20 protein-coding genes, 6 tRNA genes and 3 rRNA genes are annotated in these 26,564 nt (G+C 55.1%); 6 read left to right on the top strand and 23 right to left on the bottom strand.

Features of this window, described 5'->3' with window-relative positions:
- Nucleotides 1-30: 30 nt before the first annotated feature.
- From rpoB to tyrS, 21 genes are all read right to left on the bottom strand, one after another.
- Nucleotides 31-4,104, bottom strand: coding sequence for a DNA-directed RNA polymerase subunit beta (rpoB, locus tag JFU37_RS15335; RefSeq protein WP_201116050.1), 4,074 nt, complete (start codon nucleotides 4,102-4,104; stop codon nucleotides 31-33).
- A 220-nt stretch (nucleotides 4,105-4,324) separates the two neighbouring features.
- Complete coding sequence (gene rplL, locus JFU37_RS15330) at nucleotides 4,325-4,690, bottom strand: 50S ribosomal protein L7/L12 (protein ID WP_010467258.1); 366 nt, start codon at nucleotides 4,688-4,690, stop codon at nucleotides 4,325-4,327.
- 80 nt (nucleotides 4,691-4,770) lie between these two features.
- The gene (gene rplJ / locus JFU37_RS15325; RefSeq protein WP_010467255.1) at nucleotides 4,771-5,271 is read right to left on the bottom strand and encodes a 50S ribosomal protein L10; all 501 of its coding nucleotides are present in this window, start codon (nucleotides 5,269-5,271) and stop codon (nucleotides 4,771-4,773) included.
- Between the two features lie 198 nt (nucleotides 5,272-5,469).
- A complete protein-coding gene (gene rplA / locus JFU37_RS15320; RefSeq protein ID WP_007896626.1) occupies nucleotides 5,470-6,165 on the bottom strand; it encodes a 50S ribosomal protein L1 in 696 nt (231 codons plus the stop codon).
- A complete protein-coding gene (gene rplK / locus JFU37_RS15315) occupies nucleotides 6,165-6,596 on the bottom strand; it encodes a 50S ribosomal protein L11 (RefSeq protein ID WP_003210097.1) in 432 nt (143 codons plus the stop codon). The genes rplA and rplK overlap by 1 nt, the downstream gene beginning before the upstream one ends.
- Before the next feature lie 117 nt (nucleotides 6,597-6,713).
- Entirely contained in the window at nucleotides 6,714-7,247 is a 534-nt protein-coding gene (gene nusG / locus JFU37_RS15310) for a transcription termination/antitermination protein NusG (RefSeq protein ID WP_007896622.1), read from the bottom strand.
- A gap of 9 nt (nucleotides 7,248-7,256) precedes the next feature.
- The gene (secE, locus tag JFU37_RS15305; protein WP_019693884.1) at nucleotides 7,257-7,625 is read right to left on the bottom strand and encodes a preprotein translocase subunit SecE; all 369 of its coding nucleotides are present in this window, start codon (nucleotides 7,623-7,625) and stop codon (nucleotides 7,257-7,259) included.
- Between the two features lie 45 nt (nucleotides 7,626-7,670).
- Nucleotides 7,671-7,746: transfer RNA gene (locus tag JFU37_RS15300), tRNA-Trp, on the bottom strand.
- Between the two features lie 53 nt (nucleotides 7,747-7,799).
- Nucleotides 7,800-8,993, bottom strand: a complete 1,194-nt coding sequence (gene tuf / locus JFU37_RS15295) for an elongation factor Tu (protein ID WP_201116504.1) — start codon at nucleotides 8,991-8,993, stop codon at nucleotides 7,800-7,802.
- Nucleotides 8,994-9,077: 84 nt separating this feature from the next.
- Nucleotides 9,078-9,153: transfer RNA gene (locus JFU37_RS15290), tRNA-Thr, on the bottom strand.
- A 26-nt stretch (nucleotides 9,154-9,179) separates the two neighbouring features.
- A tRNA-Gly gene (locus tag JFU37_RS15285) sits at nucleotides 9,180-9,253 on the bottom strand.
- Between the two features lie 23 nt (nucleotides 9,254-9,276).
- A tRNA-Tyr gene (locus JFU37_RS15280) sits at nucleotides 9,277-9,361 on the bottom strand.
- A gap of 142 nt (nucleotides 9,362-9,503) precedes the next feature.
- Entirely contained in the window at nucleotides 9,504-9,944 is a 441-nt protein-coding gene (locus JFU37_RS15275; protein WP_201116049.1) for a hypothetical protein, read from the bottom strand.
- Nucleotides 9,945-9,951: 7 nt separating this feature from the next.
- Nucleotides 9,952-10,701 carry a pantothenate kinase gene (locus JFU37_RS15270; RefSeq protein WP_201116048.1) on the bottom strand — a complete coding sequence of 250 codons (750 nt, stop codon included), beginning with the start codon at nucleotides 10,699-10,701 and terminating at the stop codon, nucleotides 9,952-9,954.
- Entirely contained in the window at nucleotides 10,691-11,650 is a 960-nt protein-coding gene (gene birA / locus JFU37_RS15265) for a bifunctional biotin--[acetyl-CoA-carboxylase] ligase/biotin operon repressor BirA (RefSeq protein WP_201116047.1), read from the bottom strand. Before birA ends, JFU37_RS15270 begins: the two co-directional genes overlap by 11 nt.
- Before the next feature lie 136 nt (nucleotides 11,651-11,786).
- Nucleotides 11,787-11,902, bottom strand: a 5S ribosomal RNA gene (gene rrf / locus JFU37_RS15260).
- A 155-nt stretch (nucleotides 11,903-12,057) separates the two neighbouring features.
- Nucleotides 12,058-14,949 (bottom strand): 23S ribosomal RNA (locus tag JFU37_RS15255).
- A 235-nt stretch (nucleotides 14,950-15,184) separates the two neighbouring features.
- Nucleotides 15,185-15,260, bottom strand: a tRNA-Ala gene (locus JFU37_RS15250).
- A gap of 30 nt (nucleotides 15,261-15,290) precedes the next feature.
- A tRNA-Ile gene (locus tag JFU37_RS15245) sits at nucleotides 15,291-15,367 on the bottom strand.
- Between the two features lie 82 nt (nucleotides 15,368-15,449).
- Nucleotides 15,450-16,988: ribosomal RNA gene (locus JFU37_RS15240) — 16S ribosomal RNA — on the bottom strand.
- Together the 16S, 23S and 5S rRNA genes with 2 tRNA genes alongside form the textbook arrangement of a ribosomal RNA operon.
- 494 nt (nucleotides 16,989-17,482) lie before the next feature.
- A complete protein-coding gene (tyrS, locus tag JFU37_RS15235) occupies nucleotides 17,483-18,682 on the bottom strand; it encodes a tyrosine--tRNA ligase (protein WP_201116502.1) in 1,200 nt (399 codons plus the stop codon).
- A 211-nt stretch (nucleotides 18,683-18,893) separates the two neighbouring features.
- Between tyrS and JFU37_RS15230 the strand changes: the two genes are divergently transcribed.
- Together JFU37_RS15230 and JFU37_RS15225 are read left to right on the top strand one after the other, a co-directional pair.
- Complete coding sequence (locus tag JFU37_RS15230; protein WP_201116046.1) at nucleotides 18,894-20,324, top strand: peptidoglycan DD-metalloendopeptidase family protein; 1,431 nt, start codon at nucleotides 18,894-18,896, stop codon at nucleotides 20,322-20,324.
- 3 nt (nucleotides 20,325-20,327) lie between these two features.
- The gene (locus JFU37_RS15225; RefSeq protein WP_201116045.1) at nucleotides 20,328-21,419 is read left to right on the top strand and encodes an anhydro-N-acetylmuramic acid kinase; all 1,092 of its coding nucleotides are present in this window, start codon (nucleotides 20,328-20,330) and stop codon (nucleotides 21,417-21,419) included.
- A gap of 73 nt (nucleotides 21,420-21,492) precedes the next feature.
- On the opposite strand, the gene erpA is transcribed toward JFU37_RS15225, so the two are convergent.
- Entirely contained in the window at nucleotides 21,493-21,843 is a 351-nt protein-coding gene (gene erpA, locus JFU37_RS15220) for an iron-sulfur cluster insertion protein ErpA (protein WP_007947969.1), read from the bottom strand.
- 169 nt (nucleotides 21,844-22,012) lie between these two features.
- Nucleotides 22,013-23,047, bottom strand: a complete 1,035-nt coding sequence (gene argC / locus JFU37_RS15215) for an N-acetyl-gamma-glutamyl-phosphate reductase (RefSeq protein WP_201116044.1) — start codon at nucleotides 23,045-23,047, stop codon at nucleotides 22,013-22,015.
- Nucleotides 23,048-23,182: 135 nt separating this feature from the next.
- On the opposite strand from argC, the gene hemJ reads away from it, so the two are divergent.
- The 4 genes from hemJ to JFU37_RS15195 all read left to right on the top strand — a co-directional run bounded on the left by hemJ (nucleotide 23,183) and on the right by JFU37_RS15195 (nucleotide 26,537).
- Nucleotides 23,183-23,614: a protoporphyrinogen oxidase HemJ gene (hemJ, locus tag JFU37_RS15210; RefSeq protein WP_201116043.1), complete on the top strand. Its 432-nt coding sequence runs from the start codon at nucleotides 23,183-23,185 to the stop codon at nucleotides 23,612-23,614.
- Nucleotides 23,615-23,647: 33 nt separating this feature from the next.
- Entirely contained in the window at nucleotides 23,648-24,616 is a 969-nt protein-coding gene (locus JFU37_RS15205) for an NAD(P)H-dependent flavin oxidoreductase (protein ID WP_201116042.1), read from the top strand.
- A gap of 92 nt (nucleotides 24,617-24,708) precedes the next feature.
- Nucleotides 24,709-25,686, top strand: a complete 978-nt coding sequence (locus JFU37_RS15200; RefSeq protein ID WP_201116041.1) for a DUF805 domain-containing protein — start codon at nucleotides 24,709-24,711, stop codon at nucleotides 25,684-25,686.
- 62 nt (nucleotides 25,687-25,748) lie between these two features.
- Nucleotides 25,749-26,537 (top strand): SDR family NAD(P)-dependent oxidoreductase, encoded by a 789-nt coding sequence (locus tag JFU37_RS15195; RefSeq protein ID WP_201116040.1) that lies wholly within the window; start codon nucleotides 25,749-25,751, stop codon nucleotides 26,535-26,537.
- Nucleotides 26,538-26,564 lie beyond the last annotated feature (27 nt).

Below are 26,564 nucleotides of genomic sequence, written 5' to 3'. Positions count from 1 at the left end.
TCCTGCCCCGCTCTCGATTCGCGTCACGTGTTATTCGGTTTCCAGATCGATATCGATGCCGAGGGAACGAATTTCCTTGATCAACACGTTGAAGGACTCGGGCATGCCCGGCTCCATACGGTGATCGCCGTCCACGATGTTTTTGTACATCTTGGTCCGGCCGTTCACATCGTCCGACTTCACTGTGAGCATTTCTTGCAGAGTGTAAGCAGCACCGTATGCTTCCAGTGCCCAGACCTCCATCTCCCCGAAACGCTGACCACCGAACTGCGCCTTACCACCCAGCGGCTGCTGGGTAACCAGGCTGTACGAACCGGTAGAACGAGCGTGCATCTTGTCGTCTACCAAGTGGTTCAGCTTCAGCATGTACATGTAGCCAACAGTAACCGGGCGCTCGAACTTGTTGCCGGTACGGCCGTCGGTCAGCTGCATCTGGCCGCTTTCTGGCAGGTCCGCCAGTTTCAGCATGGCCTTGATTTCGCTTTCCTTGGCACCGTCGAACACTGGAGTGGCCATTGGAACGCCGCCACGCAGGTTCTTCGCCAGATCCAGGATTTCCTGGTCGGAGAAGCTATCCAGATCTTCGTTACGACCGCCGATCTGGTTGTAGATCTCGTCGAGGAATTTACGAAGTTCAGCGACTTTGCGCTGCTCTTCGATCATCCGGTTGATCTTCTCGCCCAGACCTTTAGCCGCGAGGCCGAGGTGGGTTTCAAGGATCTGACCAACGTTCATACGCGAAGGTACGCCCAACGGGTTGAGGACGACGTCGACCGGGGTGCCATTGGCATCGTGCGGCATGTCTTCAACCGGCATGATCACAGAGACCACACCCTTGTTACCGTGACGACCGGCCATCTTGTCGCCCGGCTGGATGCGGCGACGGATTGCCAGGTAAACCTTGACGATTTTCAGCACGCCTGGAGCCAGGTCATCGCCCTGCTGCAGTTTGCGCTTCTTGTCTTCGAACTTGTCGTCCAGCAGACGGCGGCGATCAACGATGTAGGCCTGAGCCTTCTCGAGTTGCTCGTTCAAAGCATCTTCAGTCATGCGCAGTTTGAACCACTGACCATGCTCAAGACCGTCGAGAACTTCGTCGGTGATGTCCTGACCTTTCTTCAGACCGGCGCCGCCTTCGGCTTTGTGGCCGACCAGAGCGGAACGCAGACGTTCGAAAGTGGCGCCTTCAACGATACGGAACTCTTCGTTCAGGTCCTTGCGGATCTCGTCGAGTTGAGTCTTCTCGATCGACAGTGCACGAGCATCACGCTCAACGCCGTCGCGGGTGAAGACCTGTACGTCGATGACCGTACCCTTGGTGCCGGTAGGCACGCGCAGGGAGGTGTCTTTAACGTCGCTGGCTTTTTCACCGAAGATGGCACGCAGCAGTTTTTCTTCCGGAGTCAGTTGGGTCTCGCCTTTCGGAGTGACCTTACCTACCAGAATGTCGCCTGCGCCAACTTCAGCACCTACGTAAACGATACCGGCTTCGTCCAGCTTGTTCAGTGCAGCTTCACCCACGTTCGGGATGTCTGCAGTGATTTCCTCTGGCCCAAGCTTGGTGTCACGCGCCACACAGGTCAGTTCCTGAATGTGGATCGTGGTGAAGCGATCTTCTTGAACGACTCGTTCCGACAGGCAGATGGAGTCTTCGAAGTTATAACCGTTCCAGGCCATGAACGCGATGCGCATGTTCTGACCCAGCGCCAGTTCACCCATGTCGGTGGACGGACCGTCAGCCATGATGTCGCTGCGCTGAACCCGATCACCTTTACGCACCAGCGGACGCTGGTTGATGCAGGTGTTCTGGTTGGAGCGGGTGTATTTGGTCAGGTTGTAGATGTCGACACCAGCTTCACCGGTTTCAACTTCGTCATCAGCAACACGAACCACGATACGGCTGGCATCAACGGAATCGATCACGCCACCACGACGAGCCACGACGCAAACGCCGGAGTCACGGGCTACGTTACGCTCCATGCCAGTACCGACCAGCGGCTTGTCAGCGCGCAGGGTTGGTACAGCTTGACGCTGCATGTTCGAACCCATCAACGCACGGTTGGCGTCATCGTGCTCGAGGAACGGGATCAGCGACGCTGCAACCGAAACTACCTGCTTCGGCGATACGTCCATCAAGGTGACGTCTTCCGGCGCCTTGACGGTGAACTCGTTCAAGTGACGAACAGCTACCAGTTCGTCGATCAGCATTTTCTTGTCGTTCATCGTGGCCGAAGCCTGAGCGATCACGTGATCAGCTTCTTCGATGGCGGACAGGAACACGATCTCGTCGGTGACCAGGGCGTCTTTCACCACACGGTACGGGCTCTCGAGGAAGCCGTACTGGTTGGTGCGCGCATAGGCAGCCAGGGAGTTGATCAGACCGATGTTCGGACCTTCCGGCGTTTCAATCGGGCATACACGACCGTAGTGAGTCGGGTGTACGTCACGAACTTCAAAGCCAGCACGCTCACGAGTCAAACCGCCAGGGCCGAGTGCAGACACACGACGCTTGTGGGTGATCTCGGACAGCGGGTTGTTCTGGTCCATGAACTGGGAAAGCTGGCTGGAACCGAAGAACTCTTTCACCGCCGCAGCCACTGGCTTGGCGTTGATCAGGTCTTGCGGCATCAGGCCTTCGCTTTCAGCCATCGACAGACGCTCTTTGACCGCACGCTCAACACGTACCAGGCCAACGCGGAACTGGTTCTCGGCCATCTCGCCTACGCAGCGAACACGACGGTTACCCAGGTGGTCGATGTCATCGACGATGCCTTTACCGTTACGGATGTCGACCAGAGTCTTCAATACCGCGACGATGTCTTCTTTGCACAACACGCCCGAACCTTCGATCTCGGTACGACCGATACGACGGTTGAACTTCATCCGGCCGACCGCAGACAGGTCATAGCGCTCAGGGCTGAAGAACAGGTTGTTGAACAGGGTTTCGGCAGCGTCTTTGGTTGGCGGCTCGCCTGGACGCATCATGCGATAGATCTCGACCAGCGCTTCCAATTGGTTGCTGGTGGAGTCGATCTTCAGCGTGTCAGAAACGAACGGACCGCAGTCGATATCATTGGTGTACAGAGTTTCGATGCGAACAACCTGGGCCTTGGCGATTTTTGCCAGGATCTCGGTGTTCAGCTCGGTGTTGCACTCTGCCAGGATTTCGCCGGTTGCCGGATGCACGATGACCTTGGCGGTAGTGCGACCCAGGACGTAGTCCAGAGGCACTTGCAGCTCTTTGATCCCTGCTTTTTCCAGCTGGTTGATGTGGCGAGCCGTAATACGACGACCTTGCTCGACAATAACCTTGCCTTTGTCATCCAGGATATCCAGGACAGCAATTTCACCACGCAGGCGCTGAGGCACCAGTTCCAGGTTGAGGTTTTCACCCTGCACGTGGAAGACGTTGGTGGTATAGAACGCGTCGAGCACTTCTTCAGTGGTATAGCCCAGCGCGCGCAGCAATACCGATGCAGGCAGCTTGCGACGACGGTCGATACGCACGAACACGCAGTCTTTCGGGTCGAACTCGAAGTCCAACCACGAACCGCGGTAAGGAATGATGCGCGCGGAGTAAAGCAGTTTGCCGGAGCTGTGCGTCTTGCCACGGTCGTGGTCGAAGAACACGCCCGGGGAACGGTGCAGCTGGGAAACGATTACACGCTCGGTACCGTTGATTACGAAGGTACCGTTCTCAGTCATCAGGGGGATTTCACCCATGTAGACTTCTTGCTCTTTGATGTCCTTGATCGCTTTGTTCGACGATTCTTTGTCGAAAATGATCAGGCGCACTTTTACCCGCAACGGTACGGCGTAAGTTACACCGCGCAATACGCATTCTTTGACATCAAATGCCGGCTCGCCCAGGCGATAACCGACGTACTCCAGCGCAGCATTGCCGGAGTAGCTGATGATCGGGAAAACGGATTTGAAGGCCGCATGCAGGCCCACGTCGCGGAACTGATCTTTAGTCGCTCCCGCTTGCAAGAATTCACGATACGAATCCAGCTGGATGGCCAGGAGGTACGGCACATCCATGACGTCCGGCAACTTGCTAAAGTCCTTGCGGATACGTTTTTTCTCAGTATATGAGTAAGCCATCAGCGTTCCCCAGCTTGGTCACCTGCTTGTTTGGCCCCTCCCGACGGGAGCAGCCAGAAAATCGTGCAAACCCCATGGTTTGCGCCACCGCATCGGGTGGTTACAGCTCGTTATCGACACCGACCCAGTCGGCTGCCAATAACGGAAAAAGGCCGGTGGCAAGAGCCACCAGCCATCAGCCTTTCGCTTAACGCTCGGGCTGGAGACGCAAAGTCGATGCTTACTTCAGCTCGACTTTAGCGCCTGCTTCTTCCAGAGTGGCTTTGGCTTTGTCAGCTGCGTCTTTCGAAACAGCTTCCAGAACCATGCCAGGAGCGCCGTCAACTACAGCCTTGGCTTCTTTCAAGCCCAGACCGGTCAGTTCACGTACTGCCTTGATCACGTTAACTTTCTTCTCGCCAGCTTCCAGCAGCATGACGTTGAATTCAGTTTGTTCTTCAACAACGGCAGCGACAGCAGCTGGACCAGCGGAAGCAGCGGCAGCGGAAACGCCGAACTTCTCTTCCATGGCCTTGATCAGCTCAACGATTTCCAGAACGGATTTTTCGCCGATTGCTTCGATGATTTGGTCGTTAGTCAGAGACATGACTATAAATTCCTGTATTGGGGTGACAGCCTACGCGGCCATCGAAATAAACAATAAACGCTGAAAGGAGTCGCTCAGCCTTAGGCTGCGGCAGCTTCTTTCTGGTCGCGAAGAGCCGCCAGAGTACGAGCCAATTTGCTGGTTGCGCCTTGAATCACGCTCATCAGCTGAGAAATTGCTTCGTCACGGGTCGGCAGGCTTGCCAGTACGTCGATCTGATTAGCTGCGAGGAACTTGCCCTCGAACGCAGCTGCCTTGATCTCGAACTTATCCTGACCTTTTGCGAACTCTTTGAAGATACGGGCAGCAGCGCCCGGATGTTCTTTGGAGAATGCGATCAAGGTCGGGCCAGTGAACACGTCGTTGAGCACGTCATATTGAGTGCCAGCAACGGCGCGCTTGAGCAGGGTGTTACGTACAACACGTACGTAAACGCCAGCTTCACGAGCCTCTTTACGGAGTCCGGTCATAGCGCCTACTGTTACGCCACGGGCATCAGCCACGACAGCGGACAGAGCAACTTGGGCAGCCTTGTTGACTTCAGCGACGATGGCCTTCTTGTCTTCAAGTTTAATTGCCACGGGAAAAACTCCTGCTTGTTACCGTTTCATCCAACCGAGGCCAGATGTCGTTTTGGTGTCTGATTCGGTAAGGAACCGGGAGCACCATCTGCGTAGGCTTAAGGTTTAAGACTTGCGTCGCCTACGGTCTTGGATAGCCCCCGCCAGGCAGGGACCCCAATCTTTCAATTGGCGCAATCGCTTGCGCCAACCTCTGTCTTACGCGTCGAGCGAACCTTGGTCGATGACCAGACCCGGACCCATGGTGGTGCTCAGGGTAACGCGCTTGACGTAAATACCTTTCGAGGAAGCTGGCTTGATACGCTTCAGATCAGCGATCAGGGCTTCAACGTTTTCCTTCAGCTTGACGGCATCGAAGCCGACTTTGCCAACGGAGGTGTGGATGATGCCGTTTTTGTCGGTGCGATAACGAACCTGACCAGCCTTGGCGTTTTTAACCGCGGTAGCTACGTCTGGAGTTACGGTGCCGACTTTAGGGTTAGGCATCAGGCCACGTGGACCGAGGATCTGACCCAACTGACCTACAACGCGCATTGCATCCGGGGATGCAATAACGACGTCATAGTTCAGGTCGCCGCCTTTCATTTCGGCAGCCAGGTCGTCCATACCTACACGGTCAGCGCCGGCAGCCAGAGCGGCCTCAGCAGCTGGACCCTGGGTGAACACAGCAACGCGAACGGTCTTGCCAGTGCCGTGTGGCAGCACAGTAGCGCTACGAACAACCTGGTCAGATTTACGCGGGTCAACACCCAGGTTTACAGCAACGTCGAACGACTCGCTGAACTTGACAGTCGACAGCTCAGCCAGCAGGGCAGCTGCGTCTACAAAGTTGTAGGACTTGCCTGCTTCGATTTTGCCGGCGATAGCCTTTTGACGCTTGGTCAACTTAGCCATTACACACCCTCCACGTTAAGGCCCATGCTACGAGCAGAACCGGCGATAGTACGCACGGCTGCGTCCATATCAGCTGCAGTCAGATCCGCGTTTTTGGTTTTCGCGATTTCTTCCAGCTGAGCACGGGTCACGGTGCCAACCTTAACGGTGTTCGGACGAGCAGAACCGCTAGTCAGACCAGCAGCCTTCTTCAGCAGAACCGAAGCAGGAGTGGATTTTGTTTCGAAAGTGAAGCTACGGTCGCTATAGACAGTGATGATCACTGGAGTCGGCAGACCTGGTTCAATACCCTGAGTACGGGCGTTGAAAGCCTTGCAGAATTCCATGATGTTCACGCCGTGCTGACCCAAAGCAGGACCAACAGGTGGGCTTGGGTTAGCCTGAGCGGCTTTCACTTGCAGCTTGATGTAAGCGGTAATCTTCTTGGCCATGAGGCACTCCAATTACGGGTTCGAACGCCTCGAAAGGCTCCCCGGTTACTTGCGCGTTTATCCCAGTGACGACAAAACCCCACAGCCTAGGGCTGCGGGGTTGGGATGCTTGCCCAGCTAGACCTTTTCGACCTGGCTGAACTCTAGCTCTACCGGAGTAGAGCGACCGAAAATGAGCACCGCCACTTGGATCCGGCTCTTCTCGTAGTTAACTTCTTCAACCGTACCGGTAAAATCGGCAAACGGTCCGTCGTTGACACGTACCGACTCGCCTGGCTCGAACAACGTCTTCGGCTTCGGCTTGTCGCTACCATCAGCAACACGACGCAGAATCGCTTCTGCCTCTTTATCTGTGATTGGTGCCGGCTTATCAGCAGTACCGCCGATGAAACCCATCACCCGAGGAGTATCCTTGACCAAGTGCCAAGTACCCTCATTCATGTCCATCTGAACCAGCACATAACCTGGGAAGAATTTGCGCTCGCTTTTGCGTTTCTGGCCATTACGCATTTCAACCACTTCTTCAGTGGGAACCAGAATTTCGCCAAAGCCATCTTCCATGCCAGCCAGCTTTACGCGCTCTACCAACGAGCGCATGACATGCTTCTCGTAACCGGAGTAAGCATGCACAACGTACCAACGCTTAGCCACGGGACACCCTTAGCCGACAATCAAGGAAACAAGCCAGCCGAGCAGGGAATCAAGCCCCCACAACAGCAACGCCATAACCAGAACAACAGCCACCACAATCAGGGTGGTCTGCGTGGTTTCTTGGCGAGTTGGCCACACGACTTTACGAATCTCGGTGCGAGCTTCCTTAACCAGTACAAAGAAAGACTTGCCCTTGACTGTCTGCAGGCCTACAAAGGCAGCTACAGCAGCAATAACAAGCAAAGCGAGTACACGGTACAGGATCGGCGCAGCATGGTAATACTGATTGCCAACAACGCCAACAACCACCAAAGCGACTACTACTAGCCACTTGAGCAGATCGAAGCGAGAGCCTTGAGCTTCAGCTTTAGGAGTCATCTATGAAGATCCTGTGAAAAGAAAGCCAGACACACCAAGTGAATCTGGCAGGTCAGGAGGGAATCGAACCCCCAACCTACGGTTTTGGAGACCGTCGCTCTGCCAATTGAGCTACTGACCTAAAACAAAATCAGGCCGACCATTATGCCGGCCCGAAAAAGACATTACAACAATTTACTCGATAACCTTAGCTACGACACCAGCGCCGACGGTACGACCGCCCTCACGGATAGCGAAACGCAGACCATCTTCCATCGCAATGGTTTTGATCAGGGTAACGGTCATCTGAACGTTATCACCTGGCATCACCATCTCAATACCTTCTGGCAGCTCGCAGTTACCAGTCACATCAGTTGTACGGAAGTAGAACTGCGGACGGTAGCCCTTGAAGAATGGCGTATGACGACCACCCTCCTCCTTGCTCAGAACATAAACTTCAGCAGTGAACTTGGTATGCGGCTTGACGGTGCCCGGCTTGACCAGAACCTGGCCACGCTCAACATCATCACGCTTGGTACCACGCAGCAGAACGCCGCAGTTCTCGCCTGCCCGACCTTCGTCGAGCAGCTTGCGGAACATTTCAACACCAGTGCAAGTAGTTTTGACAGTGTCACGAAGACCAACAATCTCAACTTCTTCCTGAATGCGGACAATGCCACGCTCAACACGACCGGTCACAACAGTACCGCGACCGGAGATCGAGAATACATCCTCGATCGGCATCAAGAACGGCTTGTCGATAGCGCGCTCAGGCTGCGGAATGTAGCTATCCAGAGTCTCGACCAACTTCTTGACGGCAGTGGTACCCATCTCGTTGTCGTCTTGACCGTTCAACGCCATCAGCGCAGAACCAATGATGATCGGAGTGTCATCACCTGGGAAATCATAAGCGCTCAACAGGTCGCGCACTTCCATCTCAACCAGCTCCAGCAACTCAGCATCATCGACCATGTCAGCCTTGTTCAGGAAGACAACGATGTACGGAACGCCAACCTGACGGGACAGCAGGATGTGCTCACGGGTTTGCGGCATCGGACCATCTGCGGCCGAGCAAACCAGAATCGCACCATCCATCTGCGCAGCACCGGTAATCATGTTTTTTACGTAGTCGGCGTGACCAGGACAGTCAACGTGTGCGTAATGACGCACGGCCGAATCATACTCAACATGAGCAGTGTTGATGGTGATACCACGAGCTTTTTCTTCAGGGGCGCTATCGATCTTGTCGAAGTCAACCTTAGCCGAGCCGAAAACTTCGGAACAGACGCGGGTCAAAGCAGCAGTCAGAGTGGTTTTACCGTGGTCGACATGACCGATAGTACCCACGTTGACGTGCGGCTTATTACGTTCGAACTTTTCCTTAGCCATCAAAACCACCCCTAGGAGAAGAATTAAGCGGGTCAAACAAGCCATTAAAACAAAGGCAGATATTTTCATATCTGCCTTGTTATATGGAGCTCTTGAGCGGATTTGAACCGCTGACCTCACCCTTACCAAGGGTGTGCTCTACCAACTGAGCTACAAGAGCGTAACGCTATGCAGGATCTGCAAACATGGAGCGGGTAGCGGGAATCGAACCCGCATCATCAGCTTGGAAGGCTGAGGTTCTACCACTAAACTATACCCGCGAGCTTGCAGCTCTCGCTAAAAATGGTGGAGGGGGAAGGATTCGAACCTTCGAAGTCGTAGACGTCAGATTTACAGTCTGATCCCTTTGGCCGCTCGGGAACCCCTCCTAAGCGAGCCGGCATTCTATATCATGCCAGCCTTCTGTCAAGCATTTTCTCATTAAAAACCTGAGGTTAGCTGCGTTGACTCTGTTTCACACTGCTTACCGGTAAAGGTCTTCACTGCGAAGCGGGCGCCATTCTATGCAAACTATTCGGCGGGTGCAACCCCCTCGCACGGCATTATTTTATGTTTTAACTCATTGAATTCTCTAGAAAGGTTTTTTAGCTGCGAGTCATCCAGCCAGCGCCGGCTTTCGGGGGCGACGCGCACCCAGTAACCACCAGCGTCCGAAGGATCCTTCGGCAAGGATTGGAACTTGATATCCATACCACTCAACCGCCGCTCAACCGCCTGAGAGGCCTCCTGACGAGAAAAACCGCCCAGGTAGAGGCAACCATTGTCGACCTGGATAGCTTTTCCCTTGTCACGAGCCGCATCAGCCGCCTCACTCAGCAAGCGGATATCCTGTTGCGACCCCTTATACAAACTCAACGGCGTAACATCCTTCGCGCGAAGAGGAGCCTCTTGTTGGTGCCAGATGTAATAGAAGGTATTGAGAACAAGCAGCAGCAGAAACAACCAACGCATAAAAACCTCAGGGCAAGGGACACGCCATAGCCAAACCTACAAACACAAGATCTGGTACCACCTTGGCCTCGGGCACAATCTCGGAGACCAAGTCCGCATCCCCACCAGTGAGAAATACATCAAAATCCTCCCCCCAGTAATCGCGTGCCAACTCCAACTGAGTCAGGACAAAGCCCCTCAGCATCAGCAAGCACCCCCGCTCGACCGCCTCGACGGTTGTACGACCCGGGACGAGACTTTCCAGCGCTCGCTCCGCCGCGACATCCCCATAACGAATTTTACGGGTATGGGTACGCAGCTGATTTCGCATCAATGGCATTCCAGGACAGATGAATCCTCCGAGATGCTCTCCATCCCTGGAGATAAAGTCAGCAGTAACAGCAGTACCGAAATCGAGCACTAGACATGCGCCCGAGGCCAGACGAAAACCTCCGAGCATCGCCAACCAGCGATCAAGCCCTAGTCGCTCGAACTCCTCATAGCCATTACGAACCCCGGACATTTCGCGAGCGGGAGCGGCACACACCGCGGACACACCGAAAGCCTCTTCAAGCAAAGAGATCAACGCAGTAGTCTCTTCAGCGGTTCTTACGCTGACCAACCGACAAAATTTTAACGCCAGCCCCTTGAGGACTTTCAAACTCTCCAGCAACGCGAGGTCCGAATCAACAACACCCTCGCCTACTACCCGCAGAGCATCTGCGTCGAGCACGCGCCACTTAATGAAGCTGTTTCCGCAGTCGAGCTCAAGAATCATCACGCAACCTCAGACTGAGCTCACCACCACTAAAGACTTTTTCCACACCGCCCACCTTCAAGCGCAGAGCCCCTTGGCTATCGATACCAAGCACTTCGCCATCTATTTGGTTAACACCGGCAATCAACGAAACGGCTCGCCCTTGCCATAGATGATTTTGCTCCCACTCTGCCTGGATAGCTGAAAATCCGTCGACTTGATGACGACTCAAATAAGCCTGGAGCGTCGTACCCAATGCCGCGACCAGGTGATTGCGATCAAACACCCCGCCTGACTCCAGCCGCATAGACGTCCACTGCTGATCAACTTCATCGGTCATCTGCATGTTCACATTAATTCCGACGCCCAGCACGACATGACACACATCGGCAGGATCCCCCACCAACTCAAGCAATATTCCTGCGATCTTTTTCTGACCAACCAGAACATCGTTGGGCCACTTCAATCCCGCACCCGAAACACCAAGCTCTCGCAAGGCCTGCATGACGGCGAGCCCAACAACAAGGCTCAAACCTTCCAGCTGACGCATTCCACCCTCTATACGCAGCACCAGGCTGTAATAGATGTTTTCTGCAAACGGACTGACCCATTTCCGCCCACGCCGGCCGCGACCGGCAGTCTGGCGCTCGGCAAGCACTAGAAAAGGCGCAGCCTGCCCACGCTCTATGACACGCAACGCCTCAGCATTAGTGGAATCAAGCGAATCGAAAACAAAAACAGGCCAATCACAAGTAGGCGCCTGCTCTCTTATCTCGACAGGATCAAGCAGAGTCAACGGTGCAGCCAATTGATAGCCGCGCCCCCGCACCTTATGGATGGACAAGCCCAATTCAGCTTCCAAATGCTGAAGCTGCTTCCATACGGCGCTACGACTGACACCCAAGGCAACGCCAAGGGCCGGGCCTGAATGGAATCGGCCATCTTTAAGAAGCTTTAACAACGTCAGCATTCAAGTCTCGCCTCACAATGAGGTCCGCATGATAGCCATGCCCCGAGCTGTTGCATAGAAACCACACAGATCAGATTTTCCTGCGGGCAAAACAAAACCCCTACCTGCATACGCAGATAGGGGTTTCGGAATTTAATCTTGACGATGACCTACTCTCACATGGGGAAACCCCACACTACCATCGGCGATGCATCGTTTCACTGCTGAGTTCGGGATGGGATCAGGTGGTTCCAATGCTCTATGGTCGTCAAGAAATTCGGGAGCCAGGTCGTTTGCCCTTACGGGTTTACGCTCCAGCGAATGGGTATGTGATAGATCTCGGTGTTTGTGAACAGCTCGAACTTTCGGTTCGTTTCGTCTTCACACACCGCAATCTGGCCTTTCGACGCAAATTGCTTGGGTGTTATATGGTCAAGCCTCACGGGCAATTAGTATTGGTTAGCTCAACGCCTCACAGCGCTTACACACCCAACCTATCAACGTCGTAGTCTTCGACGGCCCTTCAGGGGACTCAAGGTCCCAGTGAGATCTCATCTTGAGGCTAGTTTCCCGCTTAGATGCTTTCAGCGGTTATCTATTCCGAACATAGCTACCCGGCAATGCCACTGGCGTGACAACCGGAACACCAGAGGTTCGTCCACTCCGGTCCTCTCGTACTAGGAGCAGCCCCTCTCAAATCTCAAACGTCCACGGCAGATAGGGACCGAACTGTCTCACGACGTTCTAAACCCAGCTCGCGTACCACTTTAAATGGCGAACAGCCATACCCTTGGGACCGGCTTCAGCCCCAGGATGTGATGAGCCGACATCGAGGTGCCAAACACCGCCGTCGATATGAACTCTTGGGCGGTATCAGCCTGTTATCCCCGGAGTACCTTTTATCCGTTGAGCGATGGCCCTTCCATACAGAACCACCGGATCACTAAGACCTACTTTCGTACCTGCTCGACGTGTCTGTCTCGCAGTCAAGCGCGCTTTTGCCTTTATACTCTACGACCGATTTCCGACCGGTCTGAGCGCACCTTCGTACTCCTCCGTTACTCTTTAGGAGGAGACCGCCCCAGTCAAACTACCCACCATACACTGTCCTCGATCCGGATAACGGACCTGAGTTAGAACCTCAAAGTTGCCAGGGTGGTATTTCAAGGTTGGCTCCACGCGAACTGGCGTCCACGCTTCAAAGCCTCCCACCTATCCTACACAAGCAAATTCAAAGTCCAGTGCAAAGCTATAGTAAAGGTTCACGGGGTCTTTCCGTCTAGCCGCGGATACACTGCATCTTCACAGCGATTTCAATTTCACTGAGTCTCGGGTGGAGACAGCGCCGCCATCGTTACGCCATTCGTGCAGGTCGGAACTTACCCGACAAGGAATTTCGCTACCTTAGGACCGTTATAGTTACGGCCGCCGTTTACCGGGGCTTCGATCAAGAGCTTCGCGTTAGCTAACCCCATCAATTAACCTTCCGGCACCGGGCAGGCGTCACACCCTATACGTCCACTTTCGTGTTTGCAGAGTGCTGTGTTTTTAATAAACAGTCGCAGCGGCCTGGTATCTTCGACCGGCATGGGCTTACGCAGTAAATGCTTCACCCTCACCGGCGCACCTTCTCCCGAAGTTACGGTGCCATTTTGCCTAGTTCCTTCACCCGAGTTCTCTCAAGCGCCTTGGTATTCTCTACCCAACCACCTGTGTCGGTTTGGGGTACGGTTCCTGGTTACCTGAAGCTTAGAAGCTTTTCTTGGAAGCATGGCATCAACCACTTCGTCACCCAAAGGGTAACTCGTCATCAGCTCTCGGCCTTAGACTCCCGGATTTACCTAAGAGTCCAGCCTACCACCTTAAACTTGGACAACCAACGCCAAGCTGGCCTAGCCTTCTCCGTCCCTCCATCGCAATAACCAGAAGTACAGGAATATTAACCTGTTTTCCATCGACTACGCTTTTCAGCCTCGCCTTAGGGACCGACTAACCCTGCGTCGATTAACGTTGCGCAGGAAACCTTGGTCTTTCGGCGTGGGTGTTTTTCACACCCATTGTCGTTACTCATGTCAGCATTCGCACTTCTGATACCTCCAGCAAGCTTCTCAACTCACCTTCACAGGCTTACAGAACGCTCCTCTACCGCATCACCTAAGTGATACCCGTAGCTTCGGTGTATGGTTTGAGCCCCGTTACATCTTCCGCGCAGGCCGACTCGACTAGTGAGCTATTACGCTTTCTTTAAAGGGTGGCTGCTTCTAAGCCAACCTCCTAGCTGTCTAAGCCTTCCCACATCGTTTCCCACTTAACCATAACTTTGGGACCTTAGCTGACGGTCTGGGTTGTTTCCCTTTTCACGACGGACGTTAGCACCCGCCGTGTGTCTCCCATGCTCGGCACTTGTAGGTATTCGGAGTTTGCATCGGTTTGGTAAGTCGGGATGACCCCCTAGCCGAAACAGTGCTCTACCCCCTACAGTGATACATGAGGCGCTACCTAAATAGCTTTCGAGGAGAACCAGCTATCTCCGAGCTTGATTAGCCTTTCACTCCGATCCACAGGTCATCCGCTAACTTTTCAACGGTAGTCGGTTCGGTCCTCCAGTTAGTGTTACCCAACCTTCAACCTGCCCATGGATAGATCGCCCGGTTTCGGGTCTATTCCCAGCGACTAGACGCCCTATTAAGACTCGCTTTCGCTACGCCTCCCCTATTCGGTTAAGCTCGCCACTGAAAATAAGTCGCTGACCCATTATACAAAAGGTACGCAGTCACCCAACAAAGTGGGCTCCCACTGCTTGTACGCATACGGTTTCAGGATCTATTTCACTCCCCTCTCCGGGGTTCTTTTCGCCTTTCCCTCACGGTACTAGTTCACTATCGGTCAGTCAGTAGTATTTAGCCTTGGAGGATGGTCCCCCCATATTCAGACAAAGTTTCTCGTGCTCCGTCCTACTCGATTTCATGACTAAGAGATTTTCGCGTACAGGGCTATCACCCACTATGGCCGCACTTTCCAGAGCGTTCCGCTAATCTCAAAGCCACTTAAGGGCTAGTCCCCGTTCGCTCGCCACTACTAAGGGAATCTCGGTTGATTTCTTTTCCTCAGGGTACTTAGATGTTTCAGTTCCCCTGGTTCGCTTCTTAAGCCTATGTATTCAGCTTAAGATACCTAACTTATGTTAGGTGGGTTCCCCCATTCAGACATCTCCGGATCAAAGTCTGTTTGCCGACTCCCCGAAGCTTTTCGCAGGCTACCACGTCTTTCATCGCCTCTGACTGCCAAGGCATCCACCGTATGCGCTTCTTCACTTGACCATATAACCCCAAGCAATCTGGTTATACTGTGAAGACGACATTCGCCGAAAATTCGCAATTACTCACAAATTTTACCTTAGCCTGAGCCGTTACCAGTGAAAGTAACGTTCAGTCTATCTTTCTATCACATACCCAAATTTTTAAAGAACGATCTAATCTTAAAGATCAGAAATCAACATTCACCATCGTCACGATGGAATGCTCATTTCTAAGCTTTACAAGTCAGAAGCAGTAGTGGTGGAGCCAAACGGGATCGAACCGTTGACCTCCTGCGTGCAAGGCAGGCGCTCTCCCAGCTGAGCTATGGCCCCGTATTTCTACAGGCGTTTCCCACACAAAATTGGTGGGTCTGGGCAGATTCGAACTGCCGACCTCACCCTTATCAGGGGTGCGCTCTAACCAACTGAGCTACAGACCCAATTTCGGGCTGCTTCTTATCGTCTTCTTCAATGAATCAAGCAATTCGTGTGGGAACTTATGGAACAGCTGATGTCGTCGATTAAGGAGGTGATCCAGCCGCAGGTTCCCCTACGGCTACCTTGTTACGACTTCACCCCAGTCATGAATCACACCGTGGTAACCGTCCTCCCGAAGGTTAGACTAGCTACTTCTGGTGCAACCCACTCCCATGGTGTGACGGGCGGTGTGTACAAGGCCCGGGAACGTATTCACCGCGACATTCTGATTCGCGATTACTAGCGATTCCGACTTCACGCAGTCGAGTTGCAGACTGCGATCCGGACTACGATCGGTTTTCTGGGATTAGCTCCACCTCGCGGCTTGGCAACCCTCTGTACCGACCATTGTAGCACGTGTGTAGCCCAGGCCGTAAGGGCCATGATGACTTGACGTCATCCCCACCTTCCTCCGGTTTGTCACCGGCAGTCTCCTTAGAGTGCCCACCATTACGTGCTGGTAACTAAGGACAAGGGTTGCGCTCGTTACGGGACTTAACCCAACATCTCACGACACGAGCTGACGACAGCCATGCAGCACCTGTCTCAATGTTCCCGAAGGCACCAATCCATCTCTGGAAAGTTCATTGGATGTCAAGGCCTGGTAAGGTTCTTCGCGTTGCTTCGAATTAAACCACATGCTCCACCGCTTGTGCGGGCCCCCGTCAATTCATTTGAGTTTTAACCTTGCGGCCGTACTCCCCAGGCGGTCAACTTAATGCGTTAGCTGCGCCACTAAGAGCTCAAGGCTCCCAACGGCTAGTTGACATCGTTTACGGCGTGGACTACCAGGGTATCTAATCCTGTTTGCTCCCCACGCTTTCGCACCTCAGTGTCAGTATCAGTCCAGGTGGTCGCCTTCGCCACTGGTGTTCCTTCCTATATCTACGCATTTCACCGCTACACAGGAAATTCCACCACCCTCTACCATACTCTAGCTCGACAGTTTTGAATGCAGTTCCCAGGTTGAGCCCGGGGATTTCACATCCAACTTAACGAACCACCTACGCGCGCTTTACGCCCAGTAATTCCGATTAACGCTTGCACCCTCTGTATTACCGCGGCTGCTGGCACAGAGTTAGCCGGTGCTTATTCTGTCGGTAACGTCAAAACAATTACGTATTAGGTAACTGCCCTTCCTCCCAACTTAAAGTGCTTTACAATCCGAAGACCTTCTTCACACACGCGGCATGGCTGGATCAGGCTTTCGCCCATTGTCCAATATTCCCCACTGCTGCCTCCCGTAGGAGTCTGGACCGTGTCTCAGTTCCAGTGTGACTGATCATCCTCTCAGACCAGTTACGGATCGTCGCCTTGGTGAGCCATTACCTCACCAACTAGCTAATCCGACCTAGGCTCATCTGATAGCGCAAGGCCCGAAGGTCCCCTGCTTTCTCCCGTAGGACGTATGCGGTATTAGCGTCCGTTTCCGAGCGTTATCCCCCACTACCAGGCAGATTCCTAGGCATTACTCACCCGTCCGCCGCTCGCCACCAGGTACAAGTACCCGTGCTGCCGCTCGACTTGCATGTGTTAGGCCTGCCGCCAGCGTTCAATCTGAGCCATGATCAAACTCTTCAGTTCAAACATCTTTGGGTTTTTAAGAAACCCTAAACTTGGCTCAGCAATCGTTGGTTACATCTTTGATTTCTCGCGGAGTAACTTGTGATGCTGATAATCTTGTTGACTATCAGTCTGACTCCACAAGCACCCACACGAATTGCTTGATTCAGTTGTTAAAGAGCGGTTGGTTGAGTCTTTCGTCTCGACCGAGGCGCGCATTCTACAGCAGCCTCTGTTGCTGTCAAGCGGTTATTTTCCGAAGCTTTCAAAGTTTCCTTTGTAACTTCAACCACTTGCGCTTTCGATCTCTCGTTAGCGGGAGGCGAATTCTACAGCGTTACTCGCTGCTGTCAACACCTCTTTTTCAACCCCTTTCGCGCTTCGATGACCTGAAGCAGCTTGCTGCCGAAAACTGCGTAACTCATTGTTTACCAAGGAGTTTTCCGTTTCGACTGCGCCGGAAGTGGGGCGAATTATAGACGCCTGGAATCTGCCGTCAACCCCTGATTTCAGCTTTATTCAGACTTGAGCGTAATACGCGCAAATGCCTTCTTCCCGGCCTGACAAACGTGGGTCGCGCCCAGCACATATATAAAGGTGCGATCGACTACCTCACCATCTATACGCACACCACCCGAATTCAGCAGATCACGCGCCACCGCCGAGTTCTTTACCAGGCCTGCCTTATTAAGAACCGCAGCAATTGGCATATCTTCAGTAGCGACCAGCTCGATCTCTGGCAGATCATCCGGCAGCTCGCCTTCTTTCATACGGTTACCCGCCGCACGGTGAGCATTGGCCGCAGCCTCTTCACCATGAAAACGCGCCACGATCTCTTCAGCCAGCTTGATCTTGATATCGCGCGGGTTCGCACCCGCCTCGACGTCAGCGCGGAACGCATCGATCTCATCCATGGAACGGAAGCTGAGCAATTCGAAGTAGCGCCACATCAGCGCATCCGGAATGGAAACCAGCTTGCTGTACATGACACCCGGCGCTTCCTGGATACCGACGTAGTTGCCCAAGGACTTGGACATCTTCTTCACGCCGTCCAGACCTTCGAGCAGCGGCATCGTCAGAATGCACTGCGGCTCCTGACCATAACCACGCTGCAGCTCGCGCCCCATCAACAGGTTGAACTTCTGATCGGTACCACCCAGCTCGACATCCGCGCGCAGAGCGACAGAGTCATACCCCTGAACCAGCGGATACAGGAATTCGTGAATGGCGATTGGCTGATTGGTCGTGTAGCGCTTATAAAAGTCGTCGCGCTCGAGCATGCGAGCAACGGTGTATTGCGATGTCAGGCGAATGAAGTCCGCCGGCCCCATCTGATCCATCCAGGTGGAGTTGAACGCAACTTCGGTTTTAGCCGGATCAAGAATCTTGAAGACCTGAGTCTTGTAGGTCTCGGCATTCTCGAGCACCTGCTCGCGAGTGAGCGGCGGGCGCGTCGCGCTCTTGCCGCTTGGATCACCAATCATCCCGGTGAAGTCACCAATCAGGAAGATCACCTGATGCCCCAGCTCCTGGAACTGGCGCAGCTTATTAATAAGCACGGTGTGACCCAGGTGCAAATCCGGCGCAGTCGGATCAAAGCCTGCCTTAATACGCAGCGGTTGGCCACGCTTGAGCTTTTCAATCAGTTCGGACTCGACCAACAGTTCTTCCGCACCACGTTTAATCAGCGCTAGCTGCTCTTCAACCGACTTCATAACAGACCCGCAAGGCTCGAATTCAAAGGGGACCAACCATACAAGATCACGCGCCAAATACAAAGTTTGGCCGGCGCAATGACGCCCATCCGCTGGCAGAGTGACCACGGACTTGCTTCAGAGATGATTTGGTTATATTTTATACAGTTATTTCATCTTCATCATGTCATTCATCTTTTCCAAATCATCTTTTTCAAAGTCAAAATTACCTATGACCAAAGAATCGTCTAAAGCGCCACCGCTTTACCCGAAGACCCACCTGCTCGCAGCCAGTGGCATTGCCGCCCTTCTGAGCCTGGCACTTCTGGTATTCCCTTCCAGTGATGTTGAAGCTAAAAAGACAACCCTGAGTCTTGAACTGGAAAGCCCTGCTGAACAACTGTCACAAGACCAAGACGCCGCCGAAGCCGTCCAGGCCACAAATGAGCCGGTAACCTCCCCCTTCGCGCAGATCGATAACAGCGCCGAAGACACACAGGAAACCGCTGAAGCCGCACCTGCAGCCGTTGCCGCGCCAGTCGCCGAAGAAAAGAAGACAGCAACCCACAGGGAAGTGATTGTCGGCAAAGGCGACACTCTCTCTACGCTGTTCGAGAAAGTCGGCCTCCCGACCGCCTCGGTACATGACGTGCTGGCTAGCGACAAACAGGCCAAGCAGTTCAGCCAGCTCAAACATGGTCAGAAACTTGAGTTCGAACTGGGCCCGAATGGCCAGCTCACTAACTTGCACAGCAAACTCAGCGACGTCGAAAGCATTACCCTGACCAAGAATGCCAAGGGTTATACGTTCAATCGTATTACTGCCAAACCTACTGTGCGATCCGCCTATGTTCATGGCGTGATCAACAGTTCGTTGTCGCAATCCGCTGCACGTGCAGGCCTGTCCCACAGCCTGACCATGGACATGGCCAGCGTGTTTGGCTACGACGTCGACTTCGCCCAGGATATTCGCCACGGTGACGAGTTTGATGTGATCTACGAACAGAAAGTCGTCAACGGCAAGGCAGTCGGCAATGGTCCGATCCTTTCCGCGCGCTTCACCAACCGCGGTAAAACCTACACCGCCGTGCGTTACACCAACAAACAAGGCAACAGCAGCTACTACACCGCTGACGGCAACAGCATGCGCAAGGCGTTCATCCGCACCCCGGTAGACTTCGCCCGCATCAGCTCGAAATTTTCCATGAGCCGCAAACACCCGATCCTGAACAAGATCCGCGCCCACAAAGGTGTCGACTATGCGGCGCCGCGCGGCACGCCAATCAAGGCCACCGGTGACGGTAAAGTATTGTTGGCCGGTCGCCGCGGCGGCTACGGCAATACCGTGATCATCCAGCACGGCAACACTTACCGTACGCTGTATGGCCACATGCAGGGCTTCGCCAAAGGTGTGCAGACTGGCGGCACCGTCAAGCAAGGTCAGGTGATCGGCTACATTGGCACCACCGGCCTATCCACAGGGCCGCACTTGCACTATGAGTTCCAGGTAAACGGCGTTCACGTCGATCCGCTGGGCCAAAAGCTACCGATGGCCGACCCGATCGCCAAAGCCGAGCGCGCACGCTTCCTGGCGCAAAGCCAACCGCTGATGGCGCGCATGGATCAAGAGAAAGCCACCATGCTCGCTTCGAGCAAGCGCTAAGCCATGACGCTCTATATAGGCGTGATGTCCGGGACCAGCCTCGATGGCCTGGACATCGCGCTAGTCGAGCTGGCCCCGGCGATAAAACTGATCGCCACGCATTACATTCCCATGCCTGACTCCCTGCGCGCCGAGCTGCTTGGCCTGTGCGCCAGCGGCCCGGACGAGATTGCTCGCTCCGCCATCGCCCAGCAGAACTGGGTGAACCTGGCGGCACAGGGCATTCATGCCCTCCTTGCTAAACAAAACCTGAAGCCCGAAGACATTCGCGCGATTGGCAGCCACGGCCAGACAATTCGTCACGAACCCGCCCGCGGCTTCACCGTGCAGATCGGCAACCCTGCCCTGCTGACCGAGCTGACCGGCATTACAGTGGTCAGCGACTTTCGCAGTCGTGACGTTGCTGCTGGCGGGCAAGGCGCACCATTGGTTCCGGCGTTTCACGAGGCTCTGTTTGAAGAACAGTCAGGCAACCGCGCTGTACTGAACGTCGGAGGCTTCAGCAACCTCAGTTTGATCGAACCCGGCAAACCTGTATCGGGCTTCGACTGCGGCCCGGGGAATGTATTGCTGGATGCCTGGATTCATCAGCAACGCGGCGACAACTTTGATCGCGACGGCCAATGGGCAGCCAGCGGTAAGGTCGAACCGGTTCTGCTGAATGAACTGCTGAGTGATCCCTTCTTCGTCACCAAAGGCCCCAAGAGTACCGGCCGCGAAGTGTTCAACCTGCCATGGCTGACACAACATCTATCGAAATTGCCCGCCTACGCCGCCGCAGACGTGCAAGCGACACTGCTTGAACTGACCGCGCTGACCATTATCGAGTCGCTGCAATACGCCCAATCGGGCACTCAAGAACTGCTTGTCTGCGGCGGCGGCGCGCACAACTCCACGCTGATGAAGCGCTTGGCCAGCCTGTTGCCAAATGCGAAAGTCAGTAGCACTGCCGCTTACGGCGTAGACCCCGACTGGGTCGAAGCCATGGCCTTCGCGTGGCTGGCCCATTGCTGTCTCGAAGGCATCGCGGCCAACCGTCCAAGCGTGACCGGCGCCCGCGGTCTGCGCATACTCGGCGCCATCTACCCCGCCTGAAGTACAACCCCAGACAGCAAAACGCCGCAGAGCCCTGAGGCCATGCGGCGTTTGATAATGCGGTGACTTGCGATCAGATCGAGAACGAAGAGCCGCAGCCACAGGTCGTGGAGGCGTTCGGGTTCTTGATGACGAATCGCGAACCTTCCAGACCTTCCTGATAATCCACCTCGGCGCCTGCCAGGTACTGGAAGCTCATCGGGTCAACGACCAGACTCACACCCTCGCGTTCAACGATGGTGTCGTCATCGGCCACTTCTTCATCGAAGGTAAAGCCGTACTGAAAACCTGAACAACCGCCGCCCGTAACGAATACGCGCAGCTTCAAGCGATCATTCCCCTCTTCATCGACCAGACTCTTCACCTTGTGCGCGGCACCGTGGGTGAATTGCAAAGCCGTGGGGGTGAAGGATTCGACGCTCATGCTGACTATCTCCCGGCGTTACGCCGCCATAATGCGTGATGACGCGCATTATCCGCTTCTCCTAGAAAATTGGTCAACTATTGTTACGGTATATCAATCAACCTTATTGCCAGTCACGGAATGCAAAAAGGCCCGTTCAACGGGCCTTTTTGCTGAGCGGGATAAAGCCTTACGGCAGCATGCCGGCGTGGGACAGGCCCAGACGCTCATCCAGCCCGAAGAGGATGTTCAGGTTTTGCACAGCCTGACCCGACGCGCCTTTGACCAGGTTGTCGATGACCGACAGCACCACCACCAGATCACCGTCCTGAGGACGATGCACGGCAATACGGCAGACGTTTGCACCACGCACGCTGCGGGTTTCCGGATGGCTGCCGGCCGGCATCACATCGACGAACGGTTCGTTGGCATAACGCTTTTCGAACAGCGCTTGCAGATCCACCGAGCGATCCACCACGGTTGCGTATAGCGTCGAGTGAATGCCACGGATCATTGGCGTCAGATGCGGAACGAAAGTCAGACCGACGTCCTTGCCGGCAGCGCGACGCAGCCCTTGGCGGATTTCCGGCAAGTGACGGTGACCTTTGACGGCATAGGCCTTCATACTTTCCGACGTCTCGGAGTACAGCGAGCCTACAGAAGCGCCACGACCGGCTCCGCTGACACCGGATTTGCAGTCAGCGATCAAGCGAGTGGTATCGGCCAGACCGGCTTCCAGCAAGGGCAAGAAACCCAATTGCGTAGCGGTGGGGTAGCAACCCGGCACAGCGATCAGGCGAGCCTGTTTGATCTGCTCACGATTGACTTCCGGCAAGCCGTAGACCGCTTCTTCCAATAGCTGCGGCGCACCGTGTGGCTGACCGTACCACTTGGCCCACTCCTCAGCGTCTTGCAAACGGAAGTCCGCCGACAGGTCGATGACTTTGGTCCCGGCCGCCAGCAACTCGCCTGCCAGAGCATGGGCAACACCGTGAGGCGTGGCGAAGAACACCACGTCGCAGGCGCCCAGCGTCTTGATGTCCGGAACACTGAACGCCAGGCCGTCGTAATGGCCTCGCAGGTTCGGGTACATGTCGGCCACGGCCAGGCCAGCCTCGGATCGGGAAGTGATCACCACCACTTCTGCTTGCGGATGCTGTGCCAACAGACGCAGCAGTTCGACACCGGTGTAACCCGTGCCGCCGACGATACCGACCTTGACCATAAACCTGCCCTCAACGAACCCACTGGAAAGCCGTCGATAATAGGGCCCGCATCGTCCTGCGACAACCGGCAAGGTGACGTGCGGAGCCTCAAGCCTCTACTATTCGGGCTACCGTGAACCTGGGAATAATGAAAAATGCTTTATCTGTGGCTCAAAGCGCTTCACATCATCAGCATGGTCTGCTGGTTTGCCGGCCTGTTCTACCTGCCGCGCCTGTTCGTTTATCACGCGCAAAGTGAAGACACGGTCAGCAAGGAACGCTTCAGCCTCATGGAGCGCAAGCTGTACCGGGGCATCATGGGTCCGGCGATGATCGCCACCTTGATCTTCGGCATCTGGCTGATCAGCCTCAACCCCAGCGCCTACTTCGGTCAGGGTGCCTGGATGCATGCCAAGTTGACGCTGGTGGTGATCCTGATCGGCTACCACCACATGTGCGGCGCGCAGGTAAAACGTTTTGCCCGTGGCGAGAACACCCGCAGCCATGTCTTTTATCGCTGGTTCAATGAAGTGCCGGTTCTGATATTGCTGGCTATCGTCATTCTGGTCGTGGTTCGACCGTTCTAATTTCAATCGGCACAACTCACCGGGGAACTTCCAATGTCGCTGCCCGCTTTGCTCGAACAACGTTTGCGTCTGCCTGTGGTGGCGGCGCCGATGTTCCTGATTTCCAACCCGCAATTGGTACTCGCCTGCTGCCGTAACGGCGTGGTGGGCAGCTTCCCCGCGCTGAATCAACGCGAGAGCAGCGGCTTCAAAGCCTGGCTGGAAGAGATCGAAGCGGGACTGGCGACACTGGAGAACCCTGCGCCTTACGCGGTGAACCTGATCGTGCACAAAAGTAACCCGCGGTTGCAGGCCGATCTGGAGATCTGCGTCGAGCACAAAGTGCCCATCGTGATCACCAGCCTCGGTGCCGTGAAAGAACTGGTGGATGCAGTCCACAACTACGGCGGCCTGGTGTTCCACGATGTCACGACTCGCCGTCATGCGGAGAAAGCCGCCGAGGCCGGTGTGGACGGTTTGATCGCCGTAGCCGCGGGTGCCGGTGGACACGCTGGGACCTGGAGCCCGTTCTCGCTCATCGCCGAGATCCGCCAGTTCTTCGACAAGACATTGCTGCTGGCCGGTTGCCTGAACCATGGCCACGAAATTCTTGCCGCGCAATTGCTCGGCGCAGATTTGGCCTACTTCGGTACGCGATTTATCGGCACTACTGAAAGTCATGCACCCGACGCTTATAAAGAGATGCTGCTGACGTCCAGGGCAGCGGACATCGTCCATACTCCGGCCGTGTCTGGTGTACCGGCGAGTTTCATGCGCCAGAGCCTGGAAGCTGCCGGTTTCGACATGGCAGCGCTGCAAGGCAAAGGGGAAGTGAACTTCGGTTCCAAACTCAAGCCGCTGAGCGATGAAGCCAAAGCCTGGAAAACCGTATGGTCCGCAGGCCAGGGCGTCGGCGAAATCGATGATTTGCCGAGTGTCGATCAATTGGTTGCACGGCTCGACGCCGAGTATCGCAAGGCGCTGGAGATTGCAGCTCAGTTGTCCAATCGCTGGCCGCGCTGACAGGAAAATTGGGCCAGCCATCCAAGGCTGGCCTTACACCCCAAGCTTGAAACACTTTTCTATTCAAATAACCGCGACAAGGATGCCTCGCAATGAGCGAAAACCGTTTCAAGATCGTATTCGACGGCGCTCTGCTGCCAGGCGTAGACATCACCACTGCCAAGCTCAATCTTGCCGAGTTATTCAAAAGCGATGTGCAGGCCATCGAGCGCTTGTTCAGTGGCCGGCCGGTAGCGCTCAAGCGTGACCTGTCACACGCCGATGCTCAGACGTATCTCCAGGCGCTGACCAAAACCGGTATCGATGCCCGGATCGAAAGTGAACCGACCATTGAACTGAATCTATCCGACGTTCACGAGCCCTCCCCTGCGCCCAGCCCATGGCGATCGGCAGACGTCGAATCACCTTATGCACCACCACAAGCCGCTGTCGGTGAGGCGCTACCCGCAGTCGGCCCCCTCAAGGCCTTCACATTCGCAGGACGCATTGGCCGCCTGCGCTATCTGGCCTGGATGATGGCCTTGATGCTGGTGCTGATGGGTGTCGCCGGGGTGTTCGTCTCCATCGGCTTGTCGCTCATTGCCCTTACTTCAACGGTCGGCCTGGTCATTGGCGGATTGGCCGGCACGGCGATAGGCATCGCGTTTATCGTCGTCGGCATTCAGATCAGCGTTCAGCGCCTGCATGACCTGGGCTGGTCCGGCTGGCTGTATCTACTGACACTGGTGCCTTTCGTAGGCTGGCTCTTCCCGATTTTTCTGGCGGTACTGCCAGGCAATACCGCATCTAACCAATACGGCGCACCGCCACCGGCCAACAGCACCGCCGTAAAAGTGCTTTGCGCTCTTTGGCTGGTGTTCGTCGCTGCTGGATTCATTGGCGTACTCACTGGCGGCATCGAAACCTTGCACAATGAATATGAAAGCACCACCGAAAGCACCTATGAAAGTGGCTCGGTCACGACCGACGAAATTGAAGCCGAGCCCGTCGACGAGGCGCAACCCATACCAAATTCCACAGACGATGAAGCCGAAGAACCCCTGCCCCCTGTAGACTCTGCGAAAGAATGAACAGCGCTCCCCGCCCGTGACACCTGCGTCGCCGGCGCGGAGCTGTTGCGATGGAGAACTGCATGACCCGTTACGCTCTGATCACTGGCGCTTCCAGCGGCATCGGCCTGGCGATGGCCGAAGCGTTGGCCCGCCGTGGCCGCAGCCTGATTCTGGTGGCCCGACAGCGTGATCAGCTGGAAAGTATTGCGATTGAATTGACTCAACGTTTTGGCGTGGAAGTGTTATTCCGTGCCTGCGACCTTGGCGAGCCGCTTCGGCTGTCCGGATTTCTGCTGGAACTGGAAGAAGGTGATCGGCAGATCGACTTGCTGGTGAACTGCGCCGGCATTGGCACCTGCGGTCCCTTCCTGGCCCAGGACTGGATGACCGAGCAGGACCTGATCGAGCTAAACATCCTCGCGCTCACTCGCCTGTGTCACGCCATCGGCAACAGCATGGCGTTGCAGGGTGGCGGGCAAATTCTGAATGTCGCCTCGGTGGCGGCGTTCCATCCCGGTCCCTGGATGAGCACTTATTACGCCAGCAAGGCTTATGTGCTGCACTTTTCCGAAGGGCTGCGTGTCGAGCTGAAGAAGTGCGCGATCAAGGTGTCGGTACTCTGTCCCGGCCCTACCCGCACGGCGTTTTTCCGAACAGCCCAATTGAACACTGACAAACTGGTCGACAGCAAAATGCTGATGAGCCCTGAAGAAGTCGCGCTCTACACCGTGCGGGCCCTGGAGAAAAATCGCGCCATCATCATTCCGGGCCGACGCAACCGCTGGCGCGCCTTCCTGCCGCGGCTCGGCTCGCGTTGGCTGACCCGGACAATCGCCGGCATGGCCAACAAGGCCTACTGCCCGCGCTGATCAAACCTCAAGGTAAAAGGCTGGGCT

It is taken from the genome of Pseudomonas sp. TH41 (genome assembly GCF_016650695.1).
In the GTDB taxonomy this organism is placed as follows: Bacteria; Pseudomonadota; Gammaproteobacteria; order Pseudomonadales; family Pseudomonadaceae; genus Aquipseudomonas.
This window is presented reverse-complemented; position numbering and strand designations above follow the sequence as displayed.

Excerpts from the sequence above, each read along its gene's own strand:
- rpoB (WP_201116050.1), bottom strand. The coding sequence starts at position 4,104 with ATGGCTTACTCATATACTGAGAAAAAACGTATCCGCAAGGACTTTAGC.
- rplL (WP_010467258.1), bottom strand. The coding sequence starts at position 4,690 with ATGTCTCTGACTAACGACCAAATCATCGAAGCAATCGGCGAAAAATCC.
- rplA (WP_007896626.1), bottom strand. The coding sequence starts at position 6,165 with ATGGCTAAGTTGACCAAGCGTCAAAAGGCTATCGCCGGCAAAATCGAA.
- rplK (WP_003210097.1), bottom strand. The coding sequence starts at position 6,596 with ATGGCCAAGAAGATTACCGCTTACATCAAGCTGCAAGTGAAAGCCGCT.
- secE (WP_019693884.1), bottom strand. The coding sequence starts at position 7,625 with ATGACTCCTAAAGCTGAAGCTCAAGGCTCTCGCTTCGATCTGCTCAAG.
- tuf (WP_201116504.1), bottom strand. The coding sequence starts at position 8,993 with ATGGCTAAGGAAAAGTTCGAACGTAATAAGCCGCACGTCAACGTGGGT.
- JFU37_RS15275 (WP_201116049.1), bottom strand. The coding sequence starts at position 9,944 with ATGCGTTGGTTGTTTCTGCTGCTGCTTGTTCTCAATACCTTCTATTAC.
- JFU37_RS15270 (WP_201116048.1), bottom strand. The coding sequence starts at position 10,701 with ATGATTCTTGAGCTCGACTGCGGAAACAGCTTCATTAAGTGGCGCGTG.
- birA (WP_201116047.1), bottom strand. The coding sequence starts at position 11,650 with ATGCTGACGTTGTTAAAGCTTCTTAAAGATGGCCGATTCCATTCAGGC.
- tyrS (WP_201116502.1), bottom strand. The coding sequence starts at position 18,682 with ATGAAGTCGGTTGAAGAGCAGCTAGCGCTGATTAAACGTGGTGCGGAA.
- JFU37_RS15230 (WP_201116046.1), top strand. The coding sequence starts at position 18,894 with ATGACCAAAGAATCGTCTAAAGCGCCACCGCTTTACCCGAAGACCCAC.
- JFU37_RS15225 (WP_201116045.1), top strand. The coding sequence starts at position 20,328 with ATGACGCTCTATATAGGCGTGATGTCCGGGACCAGCCTCGATGGCCTG.
- erpA (WP_007947969.1), bottom strand. The coding sequence starts at position 21,843 with ATGAGCGTCGAATCCTTCACCCCCACGGCTTTGCAATTCACCCACGGT.
- argC (WP_201116044.1), bottom strand. The coding sequence starts at position 23,047 with ATGGTCAAGGTCGGTATCGTCGGCGGCACGGGTTACACCGGTGTCGAA.
- hemJ (WP_201116043.1), top strand. The coding sequence starts at position 23,183 with ATGCTTTATCTGTGGCTCAAAGCGCTTCACATCATCAGCATGGTCTGC.
- JFU37_RS15205 (WP_201116042.1), top strand. The coding sequence starts at position 23,648 with ATGTCGCTGCCCGCTTTGCTCGAACAACGTTTGCGTCTGCCTGTGGTG.
- JFU37_RS15200 (WP_201116041.1), top strand. The coding sequence starts at position 24,709 with ATGAGCGAAAACCGTTTCAAGATCGTATTCGACGGCGCTCTGCTGCCA.
- JFU37_RS15195 (WP_201116040.1), top strand. The coding sequence starts at position 25,749 with ATGACCCGTTACGCTCTGATCACTGGCGCTTCCAGCGGCATCGGCCTG.